General features: G+C 38.9%; 21 protein-coding genes. 13 read left to right on the top strand and 8 right to left on the bottom strand.

Annotated features, from left to right (window positions below):
- Positions 1-3,021 carry an amidohydrolase family protein gene (locus tag OQX63_RS14620; protein WP_265851592.1) on the bottom strand — a complete coding sequence of 1,007 codons (3,021 nt, stop codon included), beginning with the start codon at positions 3,019-3,021 and terminating at the stop codon, positions 1-3.
- Positions 3,022-3,133: 112 nt separating this feature from the next.
- Here OQX63_RS14620 and OQX63_RS14615 point away from each other — a divergent pair, with 112 nt between their 5' ends.
- The 10 genes from OQX63_RS14615 to OQX63_RS14570 all read left to right on the top strand — a co-directional run bounded on the left by OQX63_RS14615 (position 3,134) and on the right by OQX63_RS14570 (position 11,884).
- Positions 3,134-3,577, top strand: coding sequence for a cytochrome B (locus OQX63_RS14615; RefSeq protein ID WP_265851591.1), 444 nt, complete (start codon positions 3,134-3,136; stop codon positions 3,575-3,577).
- Between the two features lie 579 nt (positions 3,578-4,156).
- The gene (locus OQX63_RS14610; RefSeq protein ID WP_265851590.1) at positions 4,157-5,554 is read left to right on the top strand and encodes an anthranilate synthase component I family protein; all 1,398 of its coding nucleotides are present in this window, start codon (positions 4,157-4,159) and stop codon (positions 5,552-5,554) included.
- A gap of 53 nt (positions 5,555-5,607) precedes the next feature.
- Positions 5,608-6,225 carry an anthranilate synthase component II gene (locus OQX63_RS14605; protein ID WP_265851589.1) on the top strand — a complete coding sequence of 206 codons (618 nt, stop codon included), beginning with the start codon at positions 5,608-5,610 and terminating at the stop codon, positions 6,223-6,225.
- A gap of 103 nt (positions 6,226-6,328) precedes the next feature.
- Complete coding sequence (trpC, locus tag OQX63_RS14600; protein WP_265851588.1) at positions 6,329-7,111, top strand: indole-3-glycerol phosphate synthase TrpC; 783 nt, start codon at positions 6,329-6,331, stop codon at positions 7,109-7,111.
- A 106-nt stretch (positions 7,112-7,217) separates the two neighbouring features.
- Entirely contained in the window at positions 7,218-8,408 is a 1,191-nt protein-coding gene (gene hflX / locus OQX63_RS14595; protein WP_265851587.1) for a GTPase HflX, read from the top strand.
- A 397-nt stretch (positions 8,409-8,805) separates the two neighbouring features.
- On the top strand, positions 8,806-9,183 hold the full coding sequence (gene rbfA / locus OQX63_RS14590) for a 30S ribosome-binding factor RbfA (RefSeq protein WP_265851586.1): 378 nt from the start codon (positions 8,806-8,808) through the stop codon (positions 9,181-9,183).
- A gap of 7 nt (positions 9,184-9,190) precedes the next feature.
- The gene (gene trhA, locus OQX63_RS14585; RefSeq protein ID WP_265851585.1) at positions 9,191-9,820 is read left to right on the top strand and encodes a PAQR family membrane homeostasis protein TrhA; all 630 of its coding nucleotides are present in this window, start codon (positions 9,191-9,193) and stop codon (positions 9,818-9,820) included.
- A gap of 9 nt (positions 9,821-9,829) precedes the next feature.
- Positions 9,830-10,516 (top strand): peptidoglycan DD-metalloendopeptidase family protein, encoded by a 687-nt coding sequence (locus OQX63_RS14580; protein ID WP_265851584.1) that lies wholly within the window; start codon positions 9,830-9,832, stop codon positions 10,514-10,516.
- A 325-nt stretch (positions 10,517-10,841) separates the two neighbouring features.
- Complete coding sequence (locus OQX63_RS14575) at positions 10,842-11,495, top strand: TonB family protein (RefSeq protein WP_265851583.1); 654 nt, start codon at positions 10,842-10,844, stop codon at positions 11,493-11,495.
- A 134-nt stretch (positions 11,496-11,629) separates the two neighbouring features.
- The gene (locus tag OQX63_RS14570) at positions 11,630-11,884 is read left to right on the top strand and encodes a hypothetical protein (RefSeq protein ID WP_265851582.1); all 255 of its coding nucleotides are present in this window, start codon (positions 11,630-11,632) and stop codon (positions 11,882-11,884) included.
- On the opposite strand, the gene OQX63_RS14565 is transcribed toward OQX63_RS14570, so the two are convergent.
- Positions 11,873-12,745 (bottom strand): diacylglycerol/lipid kinase family protein, encoded by an 873-nt coding sequence (locus OQX63_RS14565; protein ID WP_265851581.1) that lies wholly within the window; start codon positions 12,743-12,745, stop codon positions 11,873-11,875. The two genes, OQX63_RS14570 and OQX63_RS14565, sit on opposite strands and share 12 nt — an antisense overlap.
- 59 nt (positions 12,746-12,804) lie before the next feature.
- On the opposite strand from OQX63_RS14565, the gene OQX63_RS14560 reads away from it, so the two are divergent.
- On the top strand, positions 12,805-13,779 hold the full coding sequence (locus OQX63_RS14560) for an App1 family protein (RefSeq protein ID WP_265851580.1): 975 nt from the start codon (positions 12,805-12,807) through the stop codon (positions 13,777-13,779).
- A 422-nt stretch (positions 13,780-14,201) separates the two neighbouring features.
- Here the strand turns inward: OQX63_RS14560 and OQX63_RS14555 are convergent, their stop codons facing one another.
- The gene (locus OQX63_RS14555; RefSeq protein WP_039472680.1) at positions 14,202-14,570 is read right to left on the bottom strand and encodes a YccF domain-containing protein; all 369 of its coding nucleotides are present in this window, start codon (positions 14,568-14,570) and stop codon (positions 14,202-14,204) included.
- A gap of 106 nt (positions 14,571-14,676) precedes the next feature.
- Here OQX63_RS14555 and OQX63_RS14550 point away from each other — a divergent pair, with 106 nt between their 5' ends.
- Positions 14,677-15,030 (top strand): hypothetical protein, encoded by a 354-nt coding sequence (locus OQX63_RS14550; protein ID WP_265851579.1) that lies wholly within the window; start codon positions 14,677-14,679, stop codon positions 15,028-15,030.
- Positions 15,031-15,090: 60 nt separating this feature from the next.
- Here the strand turns inward: OQX63_RS14550 and OQX63_RS14545 are convergent, their stop codons facing one another.
- The gene (locus OQX63_RS14545; protein ID WP_265851578.1) at positions 15,091-16,290 is read right to left on the bottom strand and encodes a DUF1501 domain-containing protein; all 1,200 of its coding nucleotides are present in this window, start codon (positions 16,288-16,290) and stop codon (positions 15,091-15,093) included.
- A 114-nt stretch (positions 16,291-16,404) separates the two neighbouring features.
- Positions 16,405-17,847, bottom strand: coding sequence for a DUF1800 domain-containing protein (locus tag OQX63_RS14540; RefSeq protein WP_265851577.1), 1,443 nt, complete (start codon positions 17,845-17,847; stop codon positions 16,405-16,407).
- Between the two features lie 73 nt (positions 17,848-17,920).
- Here OQX63_RS14540 and aat point away from each other — a divergent pair, with 73 nt between their 5' ends.
- Positions 17,921-18,553 carry a leucyl/phenylalanyl-tRNA--protein transferase gene (gene aat / locus OQX63_RS14535; protein ID WP_265851576.1) on the top strand — a complete coding sequence of 211 codons (633 nt, stop codon included), beginning with the start codon at positions 17,921-17,923 and terminating at the stop codon, positions 18,551-18,553.
- A 439-nt stretch (positions 18,554-18,992) separates the two neighbouring features.
- Here the strand turns inward: aat and OQX63_RS14530 are convergent, their stop codons facing one another.
- The 3 genes from OQX63_RS14530 to OQX63_RS14520 all read right to left on the bottom strand — a co-directional run bounded on the left by OQX63_RS14530 (position 18,993) and on the right by OQX63_RS14520 (position 21,000).
- Positions 18,993-19,595 carry a TMEM175 family protein gene (locus OQX63_RS14530; protein ID WP_265851575.1) on the bottom strand — a complete coding sequence of 201 codons (603 nt, stop codon included), beginning with the start codon at positions 19,593-19,595 and terminating at the stop codon, positions 18,993-18,995.
- A 238-nt stretch (positions 19,596-19,833) separates the two neighbouring features.
- Positions 19,834-20,616 carry a 3-keto-disaccharide hydrolase gene (locus tag OQX63_RS14525; protein ID WP_265851574.1) on the bottom strand — a complete coding sequence of 261 codons (783 nt, stop codon included), beginning with the start codon at positions 20,614-20,616 and terminating at the stop codon, positions 19,834-19,836.
- 66 nt (positions 20,617-20,682) lie between these two features.
- A complete protein-coding gene (locus OQX63_RS14520) occupies positions 20,683-21,000 on the bottom strand; it encodes a DUF2892 domain-containing protein (protein WP_265851573.1) in 318 nt (105 codons plus the stop codon).
- Positions 21,001-21,095 lie beyond the last annotated feature (95 nt).

Genomic DNA, 21,095 nt, shown 5'->3' with positions numbered 1-21,095 from the left:
TTAGTGTGCATGTTCTTTCTCTGTTAATTCTGCTGAATAGTTTTCTAAAGTTTCGCAATTGTAAAGGCGTGGTGCATCACCCATTGGGCGCTGTGTACGGCCACCTTTGCTTTTACTCTCTAACATTTTCTGGATCAATCGGGCTTTTTCAGTCTGCATGGCTTTAATTACCTGTGCATCTTTGTCAATATCCCAGTAGGCAATGCCATCTACAAAAGTTTTTTCTGCCCTGGCATAAATGGAAAGCGGATTCGCTGTCCAGATAGCCACGTCAGCATCTTTACCCGCTTTTAAGCTGCCCACTTTATCATCAATGTGCAGCATTTTTGCCGGGTTTAAGGTTACAAACTTAAAGGCTTCTTCTTCAGGCACATTTCCATATAATACCGATTTGCCGGCTTCCTGGTTTAAGTGACGGGCCATTTCTGCATCATCAGAATTGAAAGCGGTTGTTACCCCAACATTATGCATGATTTTTCCGTTGTAAGGAATAGCCTCGGCCACTTCGTTTTTATAAGCCCACCAATCAGAGAAGGTTGAGCCGGCAATGCCATGCGCTTTCATTTTATCGGCCACTTTGTAACCTTCTAAAATGTGTGTAAAAGTATTGATCTTAAAGCCTAAGCTATCCGCTACATGGATGAGCATATTGATTTCGCTCTGTACGTAAGAGTGGCAGGTAATGAAACGTTTATTGTTTAGAATTTCTACAATTGCATCCAATTCTAAATCTTTACGTACACTGTTACCTTTTACCGAGCGCGCTTTGGCATATTCTTTTGCGCGCGTAAATTCATCAACAAAGGTTTGCTCAACCCCCATGCGCGTAACCGGGAAACGTGCACCAGTACCAAAATTACTTTGTTTCACATTCTCCCCCAATGCAAATTTGATAAAACCATCGGCACCTGCAAATTTCAGTTCCTCTGGCGATTTACCCCAACGTAATTTAATTAATTGCGATTGGCCACCGATGGGATTGGCTGATCCGTGCAGGATTTGTGAAGTAGTTACCCCTCCGGCCAACTGACGGTAAATGTTTACGTCTTCAGAGTTGATGATGTCGGCAATACGTACCTCAGCAGAAACTGATTGTGCGCCTTCATTTATTCCTCCAGCACCTGCAATGTGCGAGTGCTCGTCGATAATACCTGCGGTAATATGTTTGCCGGTGGCATCGATCACTTTAGCGCCGCTCGCCGAAAGGTTTTTACCAACAGCTTTAATTTTTCCATTTTCTAAAAGAACATCAGCATTTTGAATGATTCCGTCTTTTTCATTCGTCCAAACAGTACCGTTTTTAATTAGTATGGTTTCTTGTTTTGGGAGTTCAGTACTACCGAAAGCTGAAAATGGATAAATTACCTGACCCATGGCTAAAACAGCTTTAGGCTCATCCTTTTTAGGTGTTTCTTTAGCTGCTTCTTTATAAGTAGCTGTGAATTTTCCTATAGTACCATCAGCCAATGCCGATTCGCCTCTTAAGGTAACCGGATTGGCTGAAGTAATGTATCCACTTAAACGGATATCACCTTTCGGATTTTTCTTTAAGTTGAAATTGATGCTTACCCAATCGCCATTTCTGGTAAAAGTGGCTGTAGTTTTTATGCTGTCTACACCAACTCTTTCAATTGCTGCGGTAGATCCGCCACCGGTGCCGGTTATTTTTAAAGTTAAAGCACCAAGGCCATCAACATTCAAATTGTAAGTGCCTCGTACGTCGCTTACATCTATTTTGTTTACGATGAAACGTTTGCCTTGTACCCAGTTTTCGAAAATGATATTTCCGTTTTTGAACAGGTTATCAGATGAGATCAAAAAGTTAGCGACTTTTCCTTTTTCCAGAGAACCAACTTTATCGCCTACGCCCAAAAGTGAAGCAGGGATTTCGGTAACCGATTGTAAGGCTTGTTTTTCAGTTAAGCCATTTTCTATCGCTGTGCGGATGTTCGCCCAGAAATCGCGGCTGTTTTCTAAGCCAAATGATGTTAAAGCAAATTTAATTCCTGCTTTTTCCAGGGCTGCCGGATTGGTTGGTGCCAGTTCCCAGCCTTTCATTTGGGATAAAGTTACATTTCTGGCCTCTGCCGGATCTTCTACATCGTAAGCTTTAGGGAAGGTTAGCGGAATAATTAAACTTGCGCCGGTAGCTTTAACTTCATTAATGCGTTGGTATTCATCGCCAGTAGATTTAATGATATATTTCTTGCCAAATTCTTTCGCAATTTTATCTGCACGCAGGATGTTCTGCCATCCATCAACTTCAAAAATCTGGGGGATATTTTGTTGTTTACCAAATTCATCGAGTGAGATGTTATATTCATCTTTTTGTTTTCCATACCATTCAGCATCGTAATAGGTTTGACGCAATAAAGCAATAGAACCCATTAAGGAAGTAGGATAATCGTTTGATGAACTTCCTTTGTTGAATGAGTAGTTTGCTGCGGTTTGGTCTTTTAAAAATACATTGTTATCTGCACCTTCATTTAAGGTTACCGCTGCAGAAATACCACGTGCAATGCCATCCCGGTTAATTACATTTACACTTCCAAAACCAACCTTACGCAATTCGTCGGCTTTTTTACTATCGGTCGAAAAAATGCTTTTTACATAAGTTTCAGGTCTGATAGCCTCATTCCAGCCATAAGCACCTTTTTTGGTCGAGACAAAAATAGATTGGCGTTGACCACCAAAACCGCGTTGTTGCGCGGGTGTTTCAGTAAGGCCGTAGCTGCTAAAAGCATCAATCAGTGATGGATAAATGAACTTTCCTTTTAAATCGATCACCACATAACCTTTGGGCACGGCTAAGCCGGCTCCAACAGCCTGAATGGTTTGTCCTTTAATTAAAAGGGTTGCATTTGTTAAAGTTTGGTTGGCATTTACTACTATCGTTGCATTAGTGAAGGCAAACATTCCAGGTCTGGTATCATAAGAGCCATTAACAGGGAAGGAGGTTTGCTGTGCAAACAGAAATGTAGCAGAAAATACCAGCACAAGGGCAAGTAAAATTTTCTTCATAGTAAGTTTGGATTTTAATTTGTTTAAAACTAATATAAATAAGCGTTCATTTTGTAGAATATCCTCTTTTTTACAATTAATGCCTACTTTTGATTAAACATATTTTAGAAAAATGTACAGTATCTTAAAATCTGCGCACTCCGGATGGCGCTACATCGTATTAATTTTATTGGTTATCGCGGTAATCAACGCATTATCGGGCTGGTTTGGAAATAAAACATACACAGAGGGTAACCGCAAATTGAATGTGTTTACGCTGATTAGTGCACATATCCAATTTTTGATTGGTTTGGTGTTGTACTTTCTAAGTCCGCTAACCAAATTGCCGATGAGCGATGCCATTGGTCGTTATTTTAAGGCTGAGCATACTTCGATAATGCTTATTGCAATTATTTTAATCACAGTGGGTAATGCAAAGTCGAAAAAAGTAACAGATGCTGTAGCAAAGCACCGCACTATTGCTATTTTCTTCGGATTAGCACTAGTTCTAATTATTGTAGCTATTCTATTAATGGTTAAGGCCGTTCCGGGAAGATCGTTTTTTGGGGTTTCTTAGGGGATAATGCTTACAATAAAATATAGAATCCTGCTTTAAAAGAGCGGGATTTTTTTTGGTTCTAATACACTCGTTTTTTACCACAAAGTACACAGAGGAAGGGCACGGAGGTTGCAAAGCTAGGTATACCAGCGGTCGTCATCTCGACTGGAGCATCGTGGAATGGGGAGATCTATCTAGGCAGATTTAGCTTCGCTGAGCCTTCGGGTTCTCGACTGCGTTGCACTCCGCTCCAAATGACGACATTGCGTAAAAGATCCTTCGCTGTGCTCAGTATTGACAATGTAACTAATATCACGACTTCCGACTCCGGACTAAACTTATTTTCATAAATATTTTGCTTTTTCAAAATTCTTTATATTTTTGTGGCTCATGATCAACAATATACATACATGGCTTTGGCAAAGTAATTCGAAAACGGATTGCGCAGGCTGCGTATGAAAAAAATATAGTTTATCAACCTAAACCTTATTAAAGAACCATTGAAGCCCGGCGTAGAACCACACGCCGGGCTTTTTATTGTTAAAAACAATTTAACCGTTATTGCAATGCACGAAGCGATAACAACATCGTAAAAACATGTATAAAATAAATACAACTTACAAAAAACTACTTGCTGATACCACCACACCGGTAAGCATTTACCTACGCCTGCGCGATGTTTATCCAAATAGCATTTTACTGGAGAGCTCGGATTACCACAGCCGCGAAAACTCCATGAGTTTTGTTTGCGCCGACCCCGTGGCGGGTATCATTTTAAAAGGTTCCCGACTGGAAACGTATTTCCCTGACGGGACGGTCGAAATTACCGAGAGCCAAAACCTGATTGATGAAATTGCCGATTTTAAAGATAAGTTTAAGGAAACTGAACTGCCTGAAATCAAATTCATTTCGAGCGGCCTGTTTGGCTATTTTACCTGGAATGCAGTGCAGCATTTTGAAGATATCAAGTTTACTTCCGAAACACCAGAAGGAGAAGAGATTCCGGAAATGCAATACCACTTGTATCGGTATATTATTGCCATCGATCACTTTAAAAACGAGATTACACTATTCAAAAATACTTTCGAAGGCGAAGAAGAGGGGGGATTGGAGAAAATGGAATACCTGATCCAGAATAAAAATTATCCTGAGTATAAATTTCAACTTCGTGGTGAGGAAAGTTCAAATCTAACCGATCAGGGTTTTATGGATTTGGTAGAGAAATTACAAAAGCATATCTATCGTGGTGATGTTTTTCAGATCGTTCCTTCAAGAGCATTTAAACAAGCTTTTACCGGAGATGAATTTAATGTATACCGTTGCCTGCGTTCAATAAATCCATCACCGTACCTGTTTTATTTTGATTACGGGAATTTTAAGCTATTCGGCTCTTCACCAGAGGCGCAGATCACGATCAAAAATAATTCTGCCAATATTTTTCCAATCGCCGGAACATTTAAGCGAAGTGGAAACGACATTGAAGACGCAGAACAAGCGAGAAAGTTAGAGCAAGACCCTAAAGAAAGTGCAGAACATGTAATGCTGGTAGATTTGGCCAGAAACGATTTAAGCAGGCACTGTAACCGTGTTGAAGTAAAGTCTTTTAAAGAAGTACAGTACTATTCCCACCTGATCCACCTGGTAAGTAAAGTGAGTGGCCATTTGCAGGAAAATGTAAGTGCTTTTAAGGTGGTTGCCGATACTTACCCGGCAGGGACTTTGAGTGGGGCACCTAAATATAAAGCCATGCAGCTGATTGATGAAAATGAAAAACTGGGCAGAAATTTTTATGCCGGTGCCATTGGCTTTATGGGCTTTAATGAAGATTTTAACCACGCCATCATGATCAGGACTTTTATGAGCAAAAATAACGAATTGCATTACCGTGCCGGAGCGGGTATTGTGGCCGATTCAGTGCCTGAAACAGAAATGCAGGAAGTAAACAATAAAATTGCCGCATTGCGTAAAGCGGTGCAAATGGCAGAGCAGATCTAGTTTGGGAGTTGGAAATTTTTAGCCTGGAGTAAAATCCACTAGTAAGAAATACAATGGAAAAAAATATAAATAGTAATCACCCTTCAGGGGGCAAGGGCGTGGTTTTGGTGATCGATAATTACGATAGTTTTACCTACAATTTAGTGCATTTAATTAATGAAGTTGGTTACGAAGCGGTAGTTTGGAGAAACGATAAATTTGATCTGGCAGATGTAGAAAAATATGACAAAATATTGCTTTCGCCTGGCCCCGGTATCCCTGAAGAAGCAGGTTTATTGCTGGATGTGATTAAAACTTATGCACCAACAAAAAGCATTTTTGGCGTTTGTTTAGGCCAACAGGCCATTGCTGAAGCCTTTGGAGGTACATTGTACAATTTAGGCAGGCCTATGCACGGAATTGCTACACCGGTAACGGTTGTAGACGGCGATGAGCCATTGTTCTGGGAATGCCCACAAACCATTAATGTTGGCCGCTATCACAGTTGGGTAGTGAGTAAAGATAATTTTCCTTCCTGTTTAAAAATTACTGCCAGAGATCATAAGAATGAAATTATGGCGTTAAGACATGAGACGTTGGACGTGCGTGGTGTACAGTTTCATCCTGAAAGTGTGTTAACAGAGTATGGTAAGCAGATGATGGAGAATTGGTTGACTAGTACGACCACGTAGATTAAATTTATCCGGCCGTCATCCTGAACTTGTTTCAGGATCTTGTTGGATTAGTTTTTTATTTTAGGTGCTGAAATAAATTCAGCATGAAGATTAAGAAAAAATGAACATACTAGATAAAATCGTATTACGTAAAACAGAAGAAATTGCCACAGCAAGAGCTTTGGTTTCTGTTAATGATTTGGAGAATTCAGTACATTTTAAGCGGACACCTTATTCTTTCAAAGAATTTTTGCTCGCTAAAGATCGGACAGGTATTATTGCAGAGTTTAAGCGCCGCTCGCCATCTAAAGGTTTAATCAATGGTATTGCCGATGTTGCCGAAGTAACTCAGGCCTACAATGCTGCGGGAGCATCTGCACTTTCGGTATTAACAGATGTAGATTTCTTTGGTGGTAAAAAAGAAGACATTCTGGCCGCACGTGCAACAAACAACATTCCGATTTTGAGAAAGGACTTCATGATCGATGAATATCAGATCCTGGAAGCCAAAGCCTGGGGTGCTGATATTATTCTGTTGATTGCCGCTATTTTAACGCCGCAACAAATTAATGATTTCGGAAAGCTTGCACATGATCTTGGTTTAAATGTGCTTTTAGAGGTGCACAATCTCGAAGAGCTGGAAAGAAGTATCTCACCTCATGTAGATGCTATTGGGGTAAACAACCGGAACCTGACTGATTTTACAGTTGATATTCAAACTTCGTTCGATTTGGTGAACAAAATTCCGGATGAATTTTTAAAGATTTCGGAAAGTGCTATTAGCAATCCGCTAACCATTAAAGACTTGAAAGAAGCAGGGTTTAATGGGTTTTTGATCGGTGAGAATTTTATGAAAACCGATAATCCGGGAACGGCTATTAAAGAATTTATAGCACAGATATAGCCAACATTGACTTCGGAAGTTTGCTAGCGCCCCTGGCCTTAGAAACTTCGGAAGTCTTTACAGCTTAATTTTACATTCGCAAATTTCGTATCTTTGCACCAATTACATGGGAAAACAAAAAACATACGATACTGCCGTTGTGCAGGAACGGGCAATTTTAGTCGGAGTAGTTACTCCGGGCGAAAAAGAAGCCCAAACAAAAGAATATTTAGATGAGCTGGCCTTTTTGGTAGATACAGCCGGAGGGAAGGTGGAGAAAGTTTTTACGCAAAAAATGCTCAAGCCTGAGCGTGCCACCTTTGTGGGGACTGGTAAGCTGGAAGAAATTAAAGCATATGTAAAATCAGAAGAAATTGATACCGTAGTATTCGATGATGAGTTATCGCCATCACAACTGCGTAATATAGATCGCGAACTGGGGGTTAAGGTATTAGACCGGAGTAATTTAATTCTCGATATTTTTGCCAACAGGGCCCAAACTGCACAGGCAAAAACGCAGGTAGAGCTGGCACAATTGCAATATGTTCTGCCGCGTTTAACAGGTATGTGGACCCACTTGGAACGCCAGAAAGGTGGTATCGGGATGCGTGGTCCGGGTGAAACGCAGATTGAAAGTGATAGACGGATTATTTTAAATAAAATCTCTTTGTTAAAAGAGCGTTTAAAAAATATAGACAGACAAAACGAGACACAACGTAAAAACCGCGGTCAGCTGATTCGGGTAGCTTTGGTAGGTTATACCAATGTAGGTAAATCTACCATTATGAATATGCTGTCGAAATCTGAAGTGTTTGCAGAGAATAAACTCTTTGCTACTTTAGATACCACAGTGCGTAAAGTAGTGATCGAGAATTTACCTTTTTTACTTTCTGATACCGTTGGGTTTATCCGCAAGCTGCCTCACCATTTGGTAGAATGTTTTAAATCTACTCTGGATGAAGTTAGGGAAGCCGATTTGCTGATTCACGTGGTAGATGTTTCGCATCCAAATTTTGAAGATCAGATTAATACCGTTAACGAAACCCTAAAAGATATCGGTGCAATTGATAAAGACATGATTCTGGTTTTCAATAAAATTGATGCTTATGTTTCGCCAGAGGTTGATGATGAAGAGGATGATGGAAAGCTTACTTTAGAAGACTTTAAGAAAAGTTGGATGAGCCACGATAAAGTGCCTGTATTGTTTATATCAGCCACAGAGAAAGAAAACTTAGAAGAATTTAAAACGTTATTGTACGATAAGGTTAAGGCTGCACATGTGGCGAGGTATCCGTATGATAGTAATTTATTATATTAGATAAATTCCGTCAATAGGTCGCGGAAATAAGTCTTACAGCTTTTAAAAGTAGGTCTCAGTTTGATTAATAACATCCCTATTCAATGTTTCGAGGTGTTTTTAATTTGGAATCGTCACCCTGATCCGATAGCTATCGGATTTATTTCAGGGTCTATTTGGAGTAGAGATGCTGAAATGAATTCAGCATGACGATCGCCTTCGAATAATATTAATCGAGCTTGGGTTGTGAAGTTTCAAAAGTTTTTACATTTTTAAATATATTATCTGTCCCATTTGCAGACTGATTATGGTCTGATAATTGATTCTTGGTCATTGATAATTTAAACCTTATCAATCGATATTATCTGGATTAAATCGTCTGGTAATTGATGATTGGTAATTGATAATTTTAAATAATATGGAAAGTAAACGTCAGCAGAAATTTGCAGGAGTATTACAAGAGGAGTTGGCACAGGTTTTTCAGCGTGAAGGTGCTGCATTTTTGCCTAATACATTGGTAACCATTACCCGGGTAAGGGTTTCGCCTGATTTGGCCGTGGCTAAAGTTTATCTCAGCTTTTTCAATACCAATAATACCGCACTTTCAATCAATACTGTTAATTCACATGCCGGAGAGATCAGATATAAATTGGGAAGTAGAATCCGCCACCAGGTAAGGGTGGTGCCAGAGCTTACTTTCTTTGTGGATGATACCAACGAGTATGTAGAGCGTATGGATCATCTTTTTGAGAAGATTGCTAAAGAGCCCAGACAAAAAGACGAAGACAGCGAATAATTATTTTGTGAGGAAGCTAAGGGAACCCGTTAATTTCTTCACACACTTTATACCGGCTTTATTAGCAATTCCGGCTGGATACTTCTTGCTTCAAAAATGCAATACACCTATTGATTATATTGCTGCCTGGATTTACAGCATCGGAGCCTTTATTCTTTTTGGCGTAAGCGCGATGTACCACGGCTATCCTGCTACGGATTATGGTGTCCGCTTTTGGCAGAAATTTGATCATTGCTGTATATATTTAATGATTGCCGGCTCTTACAGCCCCACTGCCTTACTGGTTTTTGACGGCTGGCTGCGTTGGAGCCTGTTTGCCATCGTATGGATTATAGCAATTATGGGCTGCCTGCTCAAAATTTTTAACCGCTTAAAAAGTACAGTTATATCTTTGTCTATCTATATTTTAATGGGCTGTTTAATTGTGCCATTGCTCCAAAAAATGTTAGGCACCTTACCCACTGGTGCAATTTTCTGGTTATTGTTAGGAGGTATTTTTTATATCGGCGGAACTTATTATTACGCCAAAGATAAGCAGTTGTACAAATGGATACATAGCCACGAACTTTGGCATTTATTTGTGATTGGTGGCGCTTTATCACACTATATTTATAACTACGTTTATATTTTTAAATAAACATCTTCCATGCATATTCTTGAGCAGGTAATTGAAACAAAACGCGACTTGATCCATCAGGTTGTAGGTTTCGATCCTAAAAATGATCAGCTTTTAAAGCTTGATTTTACCATTACAAATACTGAACTCACAAATGAAATTTTAAGCAATATCGACCTGTTTTCAGCTTGGATTGATGAAAAGCTTAATTCAAACCATGCGCGGTATGGCATTGGGGGTTACAATGAACACCGCACCATATATTCGCGCAGCTCGCATTTTGATACCGGTGAGGAGCCGCGCAGGCTGCATTTAGGCGTAGATATCTGGGCACCGGCTGGAACACCAGTTTACAATTTTTACGATGCAACCGTTCATAGCTTCGCCAACAACAATAATTTCGGCGATTATGGGGCAACCATCATTCTGTGTTATGATATTGCAGGTTATAAATTCCATGCGCTTTACGGGCACCTAAATTTAGCTTCTTTAGGTAATATGGAAAAAGGAATGCAGATAAAAGCAGGCACAAAATTCGCAGAACTGGGCGACAAAGATGAAAACGGTTGCTGGCCGCCACACCTTCATTTTCAGCTAATAGAAGATATGGATGGATTAAAAGGTGATTATCCAGGCGTATGTAAGTTTAGCGAGCGGGAAAAATATCTAGCCAACTGTCCTGATCCGGAGTTTATTTTGAAGGCCACTTTTTCTTAGTTTTTAACCACCGATTGCTAACCAAAAAGAAAGGAGAATATCGATCGGTCTTATGCTGTTTTCGTCACCCTGACCTGTAGCGCAGCGGAAAGCTACGAAGTAAACCGAGCCTTAAGCGAGCTCACCGAAGGTAATTTATTTCATGGTCTTATAGGAGAAAGATGCTGACCACGAAGTAGCTACAAAGCAAATGAAAACAATACCTCTACTTGTAAAATAAATTCAGCATGACGGCCGGGTTAGTTCCGTAGCAAAAACTCTTATTCCTTTGCGAAAAACTTTGTATTCTCTTAAGTGTTAACCTAATAAACCATAATTTAGTACAATGAAAAAACTGATCACCTTGTGTTTAATTTTCTGCTGCTCGCTAGCCATGGCCCAGGTTCAGTTTAAATCTGGCAAAAGCGGTTTTACAAACTTCTTGATAGAGAATACCATTTATCCGCAGTTTTCTAAAGATAATTGTATCCAGGGAACGGTAAATGTTAGTTTTAAGCTTAATCAACAAGGGAAAGTTTATTTTTCAAAAGTGAGCAAAGGCATATTAACTGATTTGGATGAGGAAGCACTACGTTTAGTTAGAATGAGCAGTGGTAAATGGCAGGTTCCGAGTGGTTACGATACAACAGTTTCGGTCATTGCTCCGGTTAATTTTAAACTTTCAGGCTACAATTGCGAAGGAAAATCAAGTGAAGCCATGCAGGAAGCAATTCGCAACTATCAGGCTGAAGAAGGCCTCACCAATTCAGTGATTAATTTCTATAAAAATATCGATCAGGCCAAACCCGGACAAGAAGTTCAGATTATAGCAATCAAAAATCAGTTGGGTATTGATGATGAATACCTAGACGACCGTATTCAAATGGGCTTAAAGAAAATAAAGCAGGGCGATAAACAAGGCGCCTGCGAGGATTTTACTTTCGTTAAATACATGGGAAGCAAAAAGGCAGATGATTATTTAACAAAGTACTGTAAGTAATGAAGAATACTACCCGATTTTTTGCTTTATTGGATCTCATTAGCATCGTTTTGTTAGCCAAACAATTTTGGTAGATTTTAACGCATTTAAACGAAATTCCCGATCAGGTACTTTCGCAAGCCAAAGTGGTATTGTTGCTGCCCTTATTCGTTTCACTGTTTATCTCCGCTGCCGGTTTACTCCTGAATAAGAAATTTGGCTTTATTGCCTATTACATTCAATTTCCTTTCCGTTTGGTGGTATGGGTATTTTCCATCGGTTTTATCACTTATTTACCAGAAATATTAAACCTTGGTGAGCGTTGGTTTGATATTTTATTCCGGATCTGTTTTATTGCCGAATTCTTTAGGTTGTATTTTACGATTAAAATTCATCGTTCAATTTTCTAATACTTCAGGTAAAACTACTGTTATGGCAGCAGGAAGAATTTTTGCTTCAACAGTATTTACCTTTCCAATATATTCTCCATCAATCTGAAAGTGCGCTTTGTGTTTTGATGAAATCTTTACTTCAGCAGTTTGAAACACTTCTATCTTTTTAGGGTTGAAGGGTAATTTGGTGATCCATATTTTTAAAATCTCGATATAGGAGTAATCTTTTACCAAAACTACTTCGAAAAGATCGTCATCTAATTTTCCGTCAGGATTTATCTTTAATCCTGTTCCATACATAGTGGCATTGGCAATGGCTACCATAGCCGCTTTAGAGGTTATGGTTTCATTTTTAAGTTTTAGTTGTACATCCATCCTTTTATGGTTCCACAAGGCATGCCAGGTGGCTTTAGCATAGCCCAACATACCGCGTTGAGGCAGGGCATCGAATTTTTTTACCAGATAGGCATTAAAACCAAGGTCTGATAAATGAATGCAGATTTCATCATTAAGTTTAACCACATGGATTTTTTCCAAATGGCCTTCATCCAAAATGGCTAAGGCCTGGTCAATATCAGTAGGTATGCCCAATTCTTTTGCCATCCCGTTAGCCGAACCGGCAGGAATAATGCCAATAGGTGTTTCGGTATGCAGCAGGCATTCTGCAACCAGTTTTAAGGTTCCATCACCACCAACGGCCACCACACGATCTGCTTTTGCACTTTTGATCTTATCTTTGATCTTCTCTAAAGAACAATCTTCTGGTAATTCGAAAAGATCAATTTCTGTATTTTTTGAATCGAAATAGGTAGAAATTACTTCCTTTAAATTAAGATCATGACTGCCTGAGCCTGGGTTGATGATGAATAATAATTTCATGTTTTACCTGATGGGGTTTTATCAACAAACAACTTTAAATAAACTCTGTTTTAATATAGATGAATAAATCTGTTAGTGTAAAAGTATATCACGGTTATGGTCATGCGCACAATTTGGTTGTTTATGGTCATGTTTTTAAACGCAAAGCGAAAACACGGCAGGTTTACAGTAATAATCTGTTTGTTAACATTATCCATCTTTTAAAACTCTTCATTTTAAAACCTTATGCTTTTGTTGAGGTGCGTTTGCAATTCTTTGATCAGACTATTTACAATAAAACCGAAGTTGACGGTTTTTTTAAATTCGAATGGAAGGCCCAACATGATGTCGCTGCGGGCTGGCACAATGTTAAAGTGGAAGCTATTGATCAATACGGGGCTGTTTTAAATATTGGAGAAGGTAGGGTATATGTGCCACACATTACGCAATATGCTTTTATTTCTGATGTAGATGATACGGTGATGGTTTCTCATTCCGCAACTGTTGGCAGAAGGTTGAGAGAGTTATTTATTAAAAACCCGCATACCCGTAAAACCTTTTCAGATACAGCCAGCCACTATCAGCAATTGGCCCTTTCGCATACGGAGGCAAATCAACCCAACCCTTTTTTCTATGTAAGCAGCAGCGAATGGAATCTCTATGATTACTTAGTGGAGACTTTCCGGTTTAATAAACTACCTGATGGTGCTTTTCTGTTGAATACGCTCAAAAAGTGGAAAGATTTAATTAAAACTGGCAAAACCGGTCATGAGGGTAAATTATTAAGGGTAATGCGGATCCTGGATACTTTTCCCAATCAGAAATTCGTGTTCTTTGGCGATAATTCGCAAAAAGACCCGGAAATTTATAGTTCGATAGTAGAAAAATACCCGCAAAACATCGAAGCGGTTTATATCCGTAATATCCGGCCTGAGAAAGAGTTAGAAACGAATGAATTGCTTAAAAAAGTAAAAGATAAAGGAGTGGAAGCTTGTTTGTTTAAAGATAGTGAGGAGGCAATTAGGCATTCTCGATCAATAGGATTGATCCAATAATTTAAAGGGGCGTCATTCCCGCGCAAGCGGGAATCTTAATGCAACTTAAACTCCCTGCCAAGGCATTACGATTTCCAATCAAGTTGGAAATGACGCTACGATATAGTACGAAAGTTTTTGCTCACAGGGACAGGCCAAAGTTCAATAAACCCGACAGGAGCGACAGCCCCGTCCCGATTTTTCATCGGGATCATGAGGGCTATAGCGAATGGCGGGACTTTCGGATCCGATAAACACAGAACCCTGCTTTTCAAAAATCCAAGAGATATACCACGAAATGTCGTGACTGTAAGGCTGGGATGGGGAGAACCGAAGCAATCTTATATATTAATTGACGATTGAGATTGCTTAGTAGGCGGAAAAGCCTTCTCACAATGACGAGTAAGTGGTCGAAATGGTAGAACTATCTAGGTTTATTCAGGTTAAGAAATCGATTTCCCAAACGGTGTAAAAGCTAAATTCATCAACTTAAAATGTTGGCGACCGAAAGGAATACCTACGATGGTGATGCAGAGCAGGATGCCGAAAAATAGATGCGTCAACGCTATCCAGAAACCTCCACAAAAAATCCAGATTAAATTCATGATAGTAGATAGGCAGCCTGTATTAGATGAAGTATCGGTTATTTTAACACCAAAAGGTGCGAGGCCTACAATGGCGAATTTAAAACATTGAATGCCAAAAGGAATTCCCACAATGGTTAGGCAAAGGATTAATCCTCCAATGATATATTCGAAGAAAATAAAGATACCACCAAAAATAATCCAGATAATATTGCCTAAAAAGTTCATTGTGTTTTTTACGTTAAGATTTAATATTGGATATTTTGTTACAAATCGTTCAAGTATTATAATTGGATTCTTCGTAATTTAGGGATACACACAAAAGAAACACCATATGAAAAAATTAACTCTTGCAGCGGCAATGGTCGCATGCTTCTGGCTATCTACTGCCAAAGCACAAAATGTAAACGGCATGAAATTGACCGATATCCACGTAGATTATATTCAAATTCGTGCAGTAAAAATTTTTTTGGCAAATAAACATTGGATTGCACTCGAATATGGACAAAAAATAGGTGATAATAGCGAAATGTATATTAGGGATGATAATGATAAAAGGATTGAATTTAATTCGGCAATTGATGGTGTAAACAAGATGAAAAACTATGGATATGAATTGTTTAGCATTTACACCGAGCAGATTGATAAAGATACTAACCGACCGGTATATGTTTTAAAAAGGAAATAGATAATAAAGAAGTCAAGTTTCATAGCAAGTTGGTTATTAAACTTGACTTCTTTATAATATCTATATAAAATCGAGTGTATTAAACTTTTTGTTTAAGATATCAGCATTATTTACATCGAGCCATTTATCTAAAATGGTACCGTAAACCTGCCTGAAATCCAACTGGTATTTTAAATCGCCGGTGTCTAAATCGCTGAGATTAGGCGCAGTATTAAATATGCCCTGTTTCTTCAATTTTCCGCCAAAAACAAACATATTGTTTGCTGTTCCATGATCGGTTCCGTTGCTTGCATTTTGTTCTACCCTCCGGCCGAACTCGGAGAAGGTAATCACCAACGTATCGTCTAATTTATTATTCGTTTTTAAATCTTTCAAGAAAGCAGCCATGCCCTCGCTGTATTGTTTTAGCAGATTCCCTTGTTGACCAATCTGGTTTACATGGGTGTCAAAACCGCTTAATGATACATAATAAACCCTTGTTTTTAATCCCGAAGAAATAAATTTTGAAACCGTTTTCAATTGATTGGCAAAACCTGAATTGGGGTAAGTGAATTTAGACTGATAAACTTTGGAAGTATCCTGTATATAAGCAGCTGATGATGAGGTTTCGATCATGGTTTTGTACAAATAACCCAGATTATTTTCATCTAAATGTTCCTTATCGTTTTGTAACATCGCCTTAAAAAACGGATCATTGGTATTGCGGAATAAAGCTGCAGGATCTTTTAATGCAATTCCTTTTTTAGTTTCACCCTTCATGGCCAAAGAAAGTGAGTCGTCAACTTCTATCGCAGTATAAGGGAATTTGCAGGTTTGGCAATTGCTGTCTAAATAGCGGCCAATCCATCCGGTTGATAAAAATTGATTACTGTCACTACCGGTTTGCCAGATATCCATAGATCGGAAGTGCGAACGATCGGGGTTTGGGTAACCAACATCGTTGATAATGGTCATCCACCCTTGGTCGTAAATCTCTTGCAGGGCGGCCATGTTTGGATTTAATCCCTGCATATCGTTCAGTTTAATTATCTCTTCTGGTTTAATGGCAATACTATTTCTTTTTTGATAGTAAATATCATTTCCAAAGGGAATAACTGTGTTTAGACCGTCATTTCCGCCAGAAAGCTGTACAACAACCAGGTTTTTGTAGAGGCTCAATTCATCTAGTGCCATGGCCTCAAGTGGTTTCATAAAAGCGGGAACAAATAGCGAACCTGCTGCAACAAATCCTGTATTTCTTAAAAAATTTCTTCTGTTCATCTTGTTAGTGTTTTTGTTCACTTGTCAATGGTTCATAGTTTTATAGTTGATAGCCTGGATGTTTAGCGAAACGGCTATCAACCACGAGCCATTAAACTATCAACAAACATGCGCCTAGCACAATTGATACTCTGGCATGCTGGTAATTTCTACGGCCGTGCTGCGTAATCCTTTATTATCGCCTACCATCGTAGTTATTTTGGTGTTTAATTTCGGTTGCAATAAAAACTCGGTGAGTTCCAGTGGCGTTAATCCCTTTGGCAAAGTGTTTAAAAATTTAGGCCAGTCTACACTTGCGTTTACATACGATTTTGGTTTCGTATTGGCATTTGCATTGGTGGTAGCCGTTCGGCTTAAAGCGATTACCGCTTCATCCTCAGGATCGGCCTTGCCGCTAAAATCAATTTCTCCATCATTTAAAACAAGCGAAGGAATCCGCATTCTTAACATTAACGATGAACTATCGATCCAGCTTTGCCCGCCAGGCCAGCCCGCAACATTAGGCGGATTAAATAAATATTGGCCTAAACTGCTTTGCAATTGTATTAAAACCTGTGGCTTGTTATAGGTAACATAAAACTCGCGACTTAAACCAACTAAAAATTCAGCTGGTGATTTAATTTTTGTGCCAACATTTTCGGGGCTATAGAACCAATCGGAAGTAAACATTTTTTTCATCATCGAAGCAATGTCGTACTTCGAATTGTAAAAATGAGTGGCGAGTTCTTTAACATGTGCCTCGTTCGGGATATCATTAACGAAGAATTTATATACTTTCCCAGCAATAAAATGCGCGGTTTCTGGTTTTTCCAGAATAATATCAATAATGTTTTCGCCCTCAAAATTTCCGATTTTACCGAAAAACGTTTTTGTTCCGGTATCATGCAGATTCTTCCTGAAAATAAATGAACCGTCTTTGTCATACATCCAGCCGGTAAACGAGCGGGCAGATTCTTTAATATCCTGTTCTGAATAATTTCCTCTTCCCAGAGTAAAAAGCTCCATCAGTTCCCGGGCAAAATTTTCATTTGGCTTACCTTTCTTATTCTGCTGGTTATTTAAATATTGTAACATTGCAGGCGACTTAGAAACCTCAACCAATAAGGTTTTAAAGCTACCTAAGGCGTTTGCTCTCTGGATATTATTTAGTTGTTGTGCAAAAAACGGATTGTTGCTGCGGCAGGCAAAATGTCCATGCCAAAAGAGTGTCATCTTTTCCCTCAAAGGGGCATCTGTATTGATCATCTTGGTAATGAAAGCAATATTCAGGTCGCGGCTCACATCGTTCTGTTCACGGATAATCTGCTGGCGCATTTTCTTTTCATCATCGGTAAGGTCTTTTTTTGCATATAAACCGGCCTGTACCAAAAGCTGCCGTTTTGATTCAAAATCGTTTATTAAGGTAATTGGATCATCTTTTTGCGAATCCTTAAGCAAATTATCTACTACTTTATCTAGTTTTTTTCTGCTTAATTTTTCTAAGTCGGTATAAGAAATTCCGAAGCCCGCCCGGTTATAAAGATGTTTTACTTTTATGAAATTATCTTTCGTGTTCATAATGGACTGTTTTACAATATGACTTATTTAGAACGTCAGGGTTTAATCTTTGTTTTCTTTCTTATTTTTGGTCATGTTTTTTCAGTTGCTAGATGATCATCCAGGCTTTCCTGATCCGGCCTTGGCAGAGGAGGATGGTTTGTTAGCCATTGGGGGCGATTTAAGTATGGAGCGGTTATTAATTGCCTATTCAAACGGTATATTTCCATGGTTTAGTGAAGGTGAGCCTATTCTCTGGTATTCGCCACATGAACGTTGTGTGATTTATCCTGATAAAATCAAGGTTAGTAAAAGCATGAGGAAAATTTTAAAACAGGAGGTTTTTAAAATCACGATTAACCAGGCTTTTGTTCAGGTGATCCAAAACTGCGCCACTACAGAAAGAAAAGGGCAGGATGGTACCTGGATTACGAATGAAATGCAAAATGCTTATATCAAACTTCATCAAGAAGGTTATGCGCACAGTGTAGAGGTTTGGCAGGAGGATAAATTGGTTGGAGGGTTGTATGGATTAAAAGTTAACCGTGTTTTTTGTGGCGAAAGTATGTTTAGCCATGTAAGTAATGCCTCTAAAGCAGCATTGATTTTTTTAAGTAATATAAATATCGATTTGATAGATTGCCAGTTACCGAACGATCATTTAATGAGTTTAGGTGCTGAAATGATCAGTAGGGAGTTGTATATGGAAATGCTTCAGGCTCCTTGAAGCTGATGTGGGTTTTGAGGTTTTGCTTTCAATTATTATGAGCCTTAGTTCAATTTATTAACTGTAGTGATCAACTTTAGTCTTTTTTTCCTAACGCGATCGTCATGCTGAACTTGTTTCAGCACCTTTCCTGCTAGATAGACCCTGAAATGAATTACCTTCGGTGAGCTCGCTTAAGGCTCGGTTTGCTACGTAGCTTTCCGCTGCGCTACAGGTCAGGGTGACGACGCTGAGTTGAAAATATTTACAGAAGATCTTTAAAGGCATGTTATTAATCAATCTCAGATTAGGAGCGTATTTTAATAAAGCTATTCAGATTTCTTCCGCTTTACGTTTGGGAGCGATACTGACTGTAATCGGGGCTAGGTGGCCAGGCTTGTATTGCTATTTTTGGCTAAGCGTTTATGCAAAATGCATTACACCTAAATTAATGCGTATATTAATCGTTATCATCAATTAAACCCTGCTCGCGCATGGCATTTTCAATTCTGCTATCAGGAATAAACCAGATGCAGGCCACCGCAAAATAAAGCGCTACGCCGATCCATGGGTTGATGAAGCTTAATCCGATACCTGCAATATAAAATAACAACGAGAACTTTCCTTTAGCATCATTACCAATGGCATGTACCACCAAAGAGTGCTGACCTTCCGTTTTTTTAATTATAATGACTAATAAGGTGTAAGAAATGGCGGCAAGAAGTAATACCACACCATACACAATAACTGGCCACAGGGCAAAGTGGTGTTCGCCCATCCAGCCAGCTGCAAACGGAAAAAGTGAGAGCCAGAAAAGGAAGTTTAGGTTAGCCCAAAGCATTGATCCATTTACTTTTTTAACGGCGTGCAGCAGATGGTGATGATTGTTCCAGTAGATGCCAACGTAAATAAAACTTAGGATATAACTGATGAATTTTGGGAAAAGTGGCTTTAAGGTTGCTAAAGTTTCGCCATGTTCAGGTACTTTAATTTCCAAAACCATAATGGTGATAATAATCGCAATTACACCATCGCTAAATGCTTCTAATCTGCCTTTGTTCATAAAAAAAATCCGACCTTAAATATCTGATTACAATTATCCGCCAAATTATTTTATAAAACAAAACCTGCAAGCTTTTGGCCTGCAGGTTCCTTATTGTTGTTTTGTTGAAATTATAATTTGCTATTGTTCCCGTGTGCAACGGGGATGTATGAGATGCACATTTTTAATGTGACTATAATTCCTTTAAGCGATACAATCGCAATTCTCGTCGATCCTCGTTATAACGAGCAACATTTAGTTATAGTTCTCTTACCCAAATGTTTCTGTAGCTAATGGCAGGACTTGGATCGCCATGATCTTGTAATTTAATAGAAGAAGGTCCATGTTTTTTATATTCAGGAGCACCAATGTACCTTGTTGCACCCTTTAATACAAATCCGTTCTGTAGAAGCACGCCATTTAAAAATAAGGTAACACTTGCTGGTTTTTGTAATGTTCCATCTTCGTTAAAACGTGGTGCATTCCAAATGATGTCGTAATATTGCCATTCGCCAGGTTTTTTGTTGGCATTAGCTAAAGGAATTGCTTGTTTATAAACACTTCCTGTTTGTCCGTTCACATAGGTTTTATTGTTATAAACATCTAAAATCTGGATCTCGTAGCCATCATCACCACCGCCGGTTGAAGCTAAAAACACACCGCTATTTCCACGTGCCTGACCTTCGCCAGTAATGTTTTCAGGAATTTTCCATTCCATATGCAGCTGGTAATCGGTAAACTTTTTATTGGTTTCGATATTTCCCGTACCTTTTTTTACGGTAAAAAAGCCATCATCAATTGTCCATGCAGCTGGTTTAGATGGGTCTTTAACAGCGTGCCATGCATCTAAATTTCTTCCGCTAAAAAGAATAATAGCATCAGATGGTGCATCCTGAGGCAATTTACCCGGCGTAACAATTTTAGGAACAGGTTCCCAAACCTCTGTTGTTTTTGGATCGTTGGCAGGATCTGGTTTCTTATCTTGTGCCATAACTTGCCCTGCAAAAAGTGCCGGGATAAATAATATTGTGTACTTGTTCATGATAGTGGTTTAACTTTTTTAAAGTTAACCAGTTTATTAGGAAATGGAAATTTAGTATTTAAAATTTTACCCTAAATCGTCAACAACATAGGTTTCAGTAATCACTACCTCATCTGGCACTACATCTTCTCTGCGTTGTTCTGCTAAATCGCGCATTGGGCAGTAGCCTGTAATACCACGGTAAAGTAATCCTGCACCAATTGCTGCACCAGTTAAGCCAATTACAGGATGCGAAAAAATGCTGGTAATACCCTTAAAAAGTAAATATGTGCCTGCTGCGCCAGATAACCAACGTTCTGATTTTGAAACATTTTCGAATAACTCTGGGTATTTCCATGCTTCTTTAACATTATTTACTGCGGTATTAAAATCTTGATTTGTCATGATAGTAGAATTTATGTTTATTATATAACAAACAAGGTGAGAATGAGTTTTGAAAAGGAGTTTAAATTGTTTCTCCATTAACTTCATCATCATTT

Source organism: Pedobacter sp. PF22-3 (genome assembly GCF_026239555.1).
In the GTDB taxonomy this organism is placed as follows: Bacteria; Bacteroidota; Bacteroidia; order Sphingobacteriales; family Sphingobacteriaceae; genus Pedobacter.
Note: the sequence above shows the minus strand (reverse complement) of the source record. Positions and strands in the feature narration are given on the sequence as shown.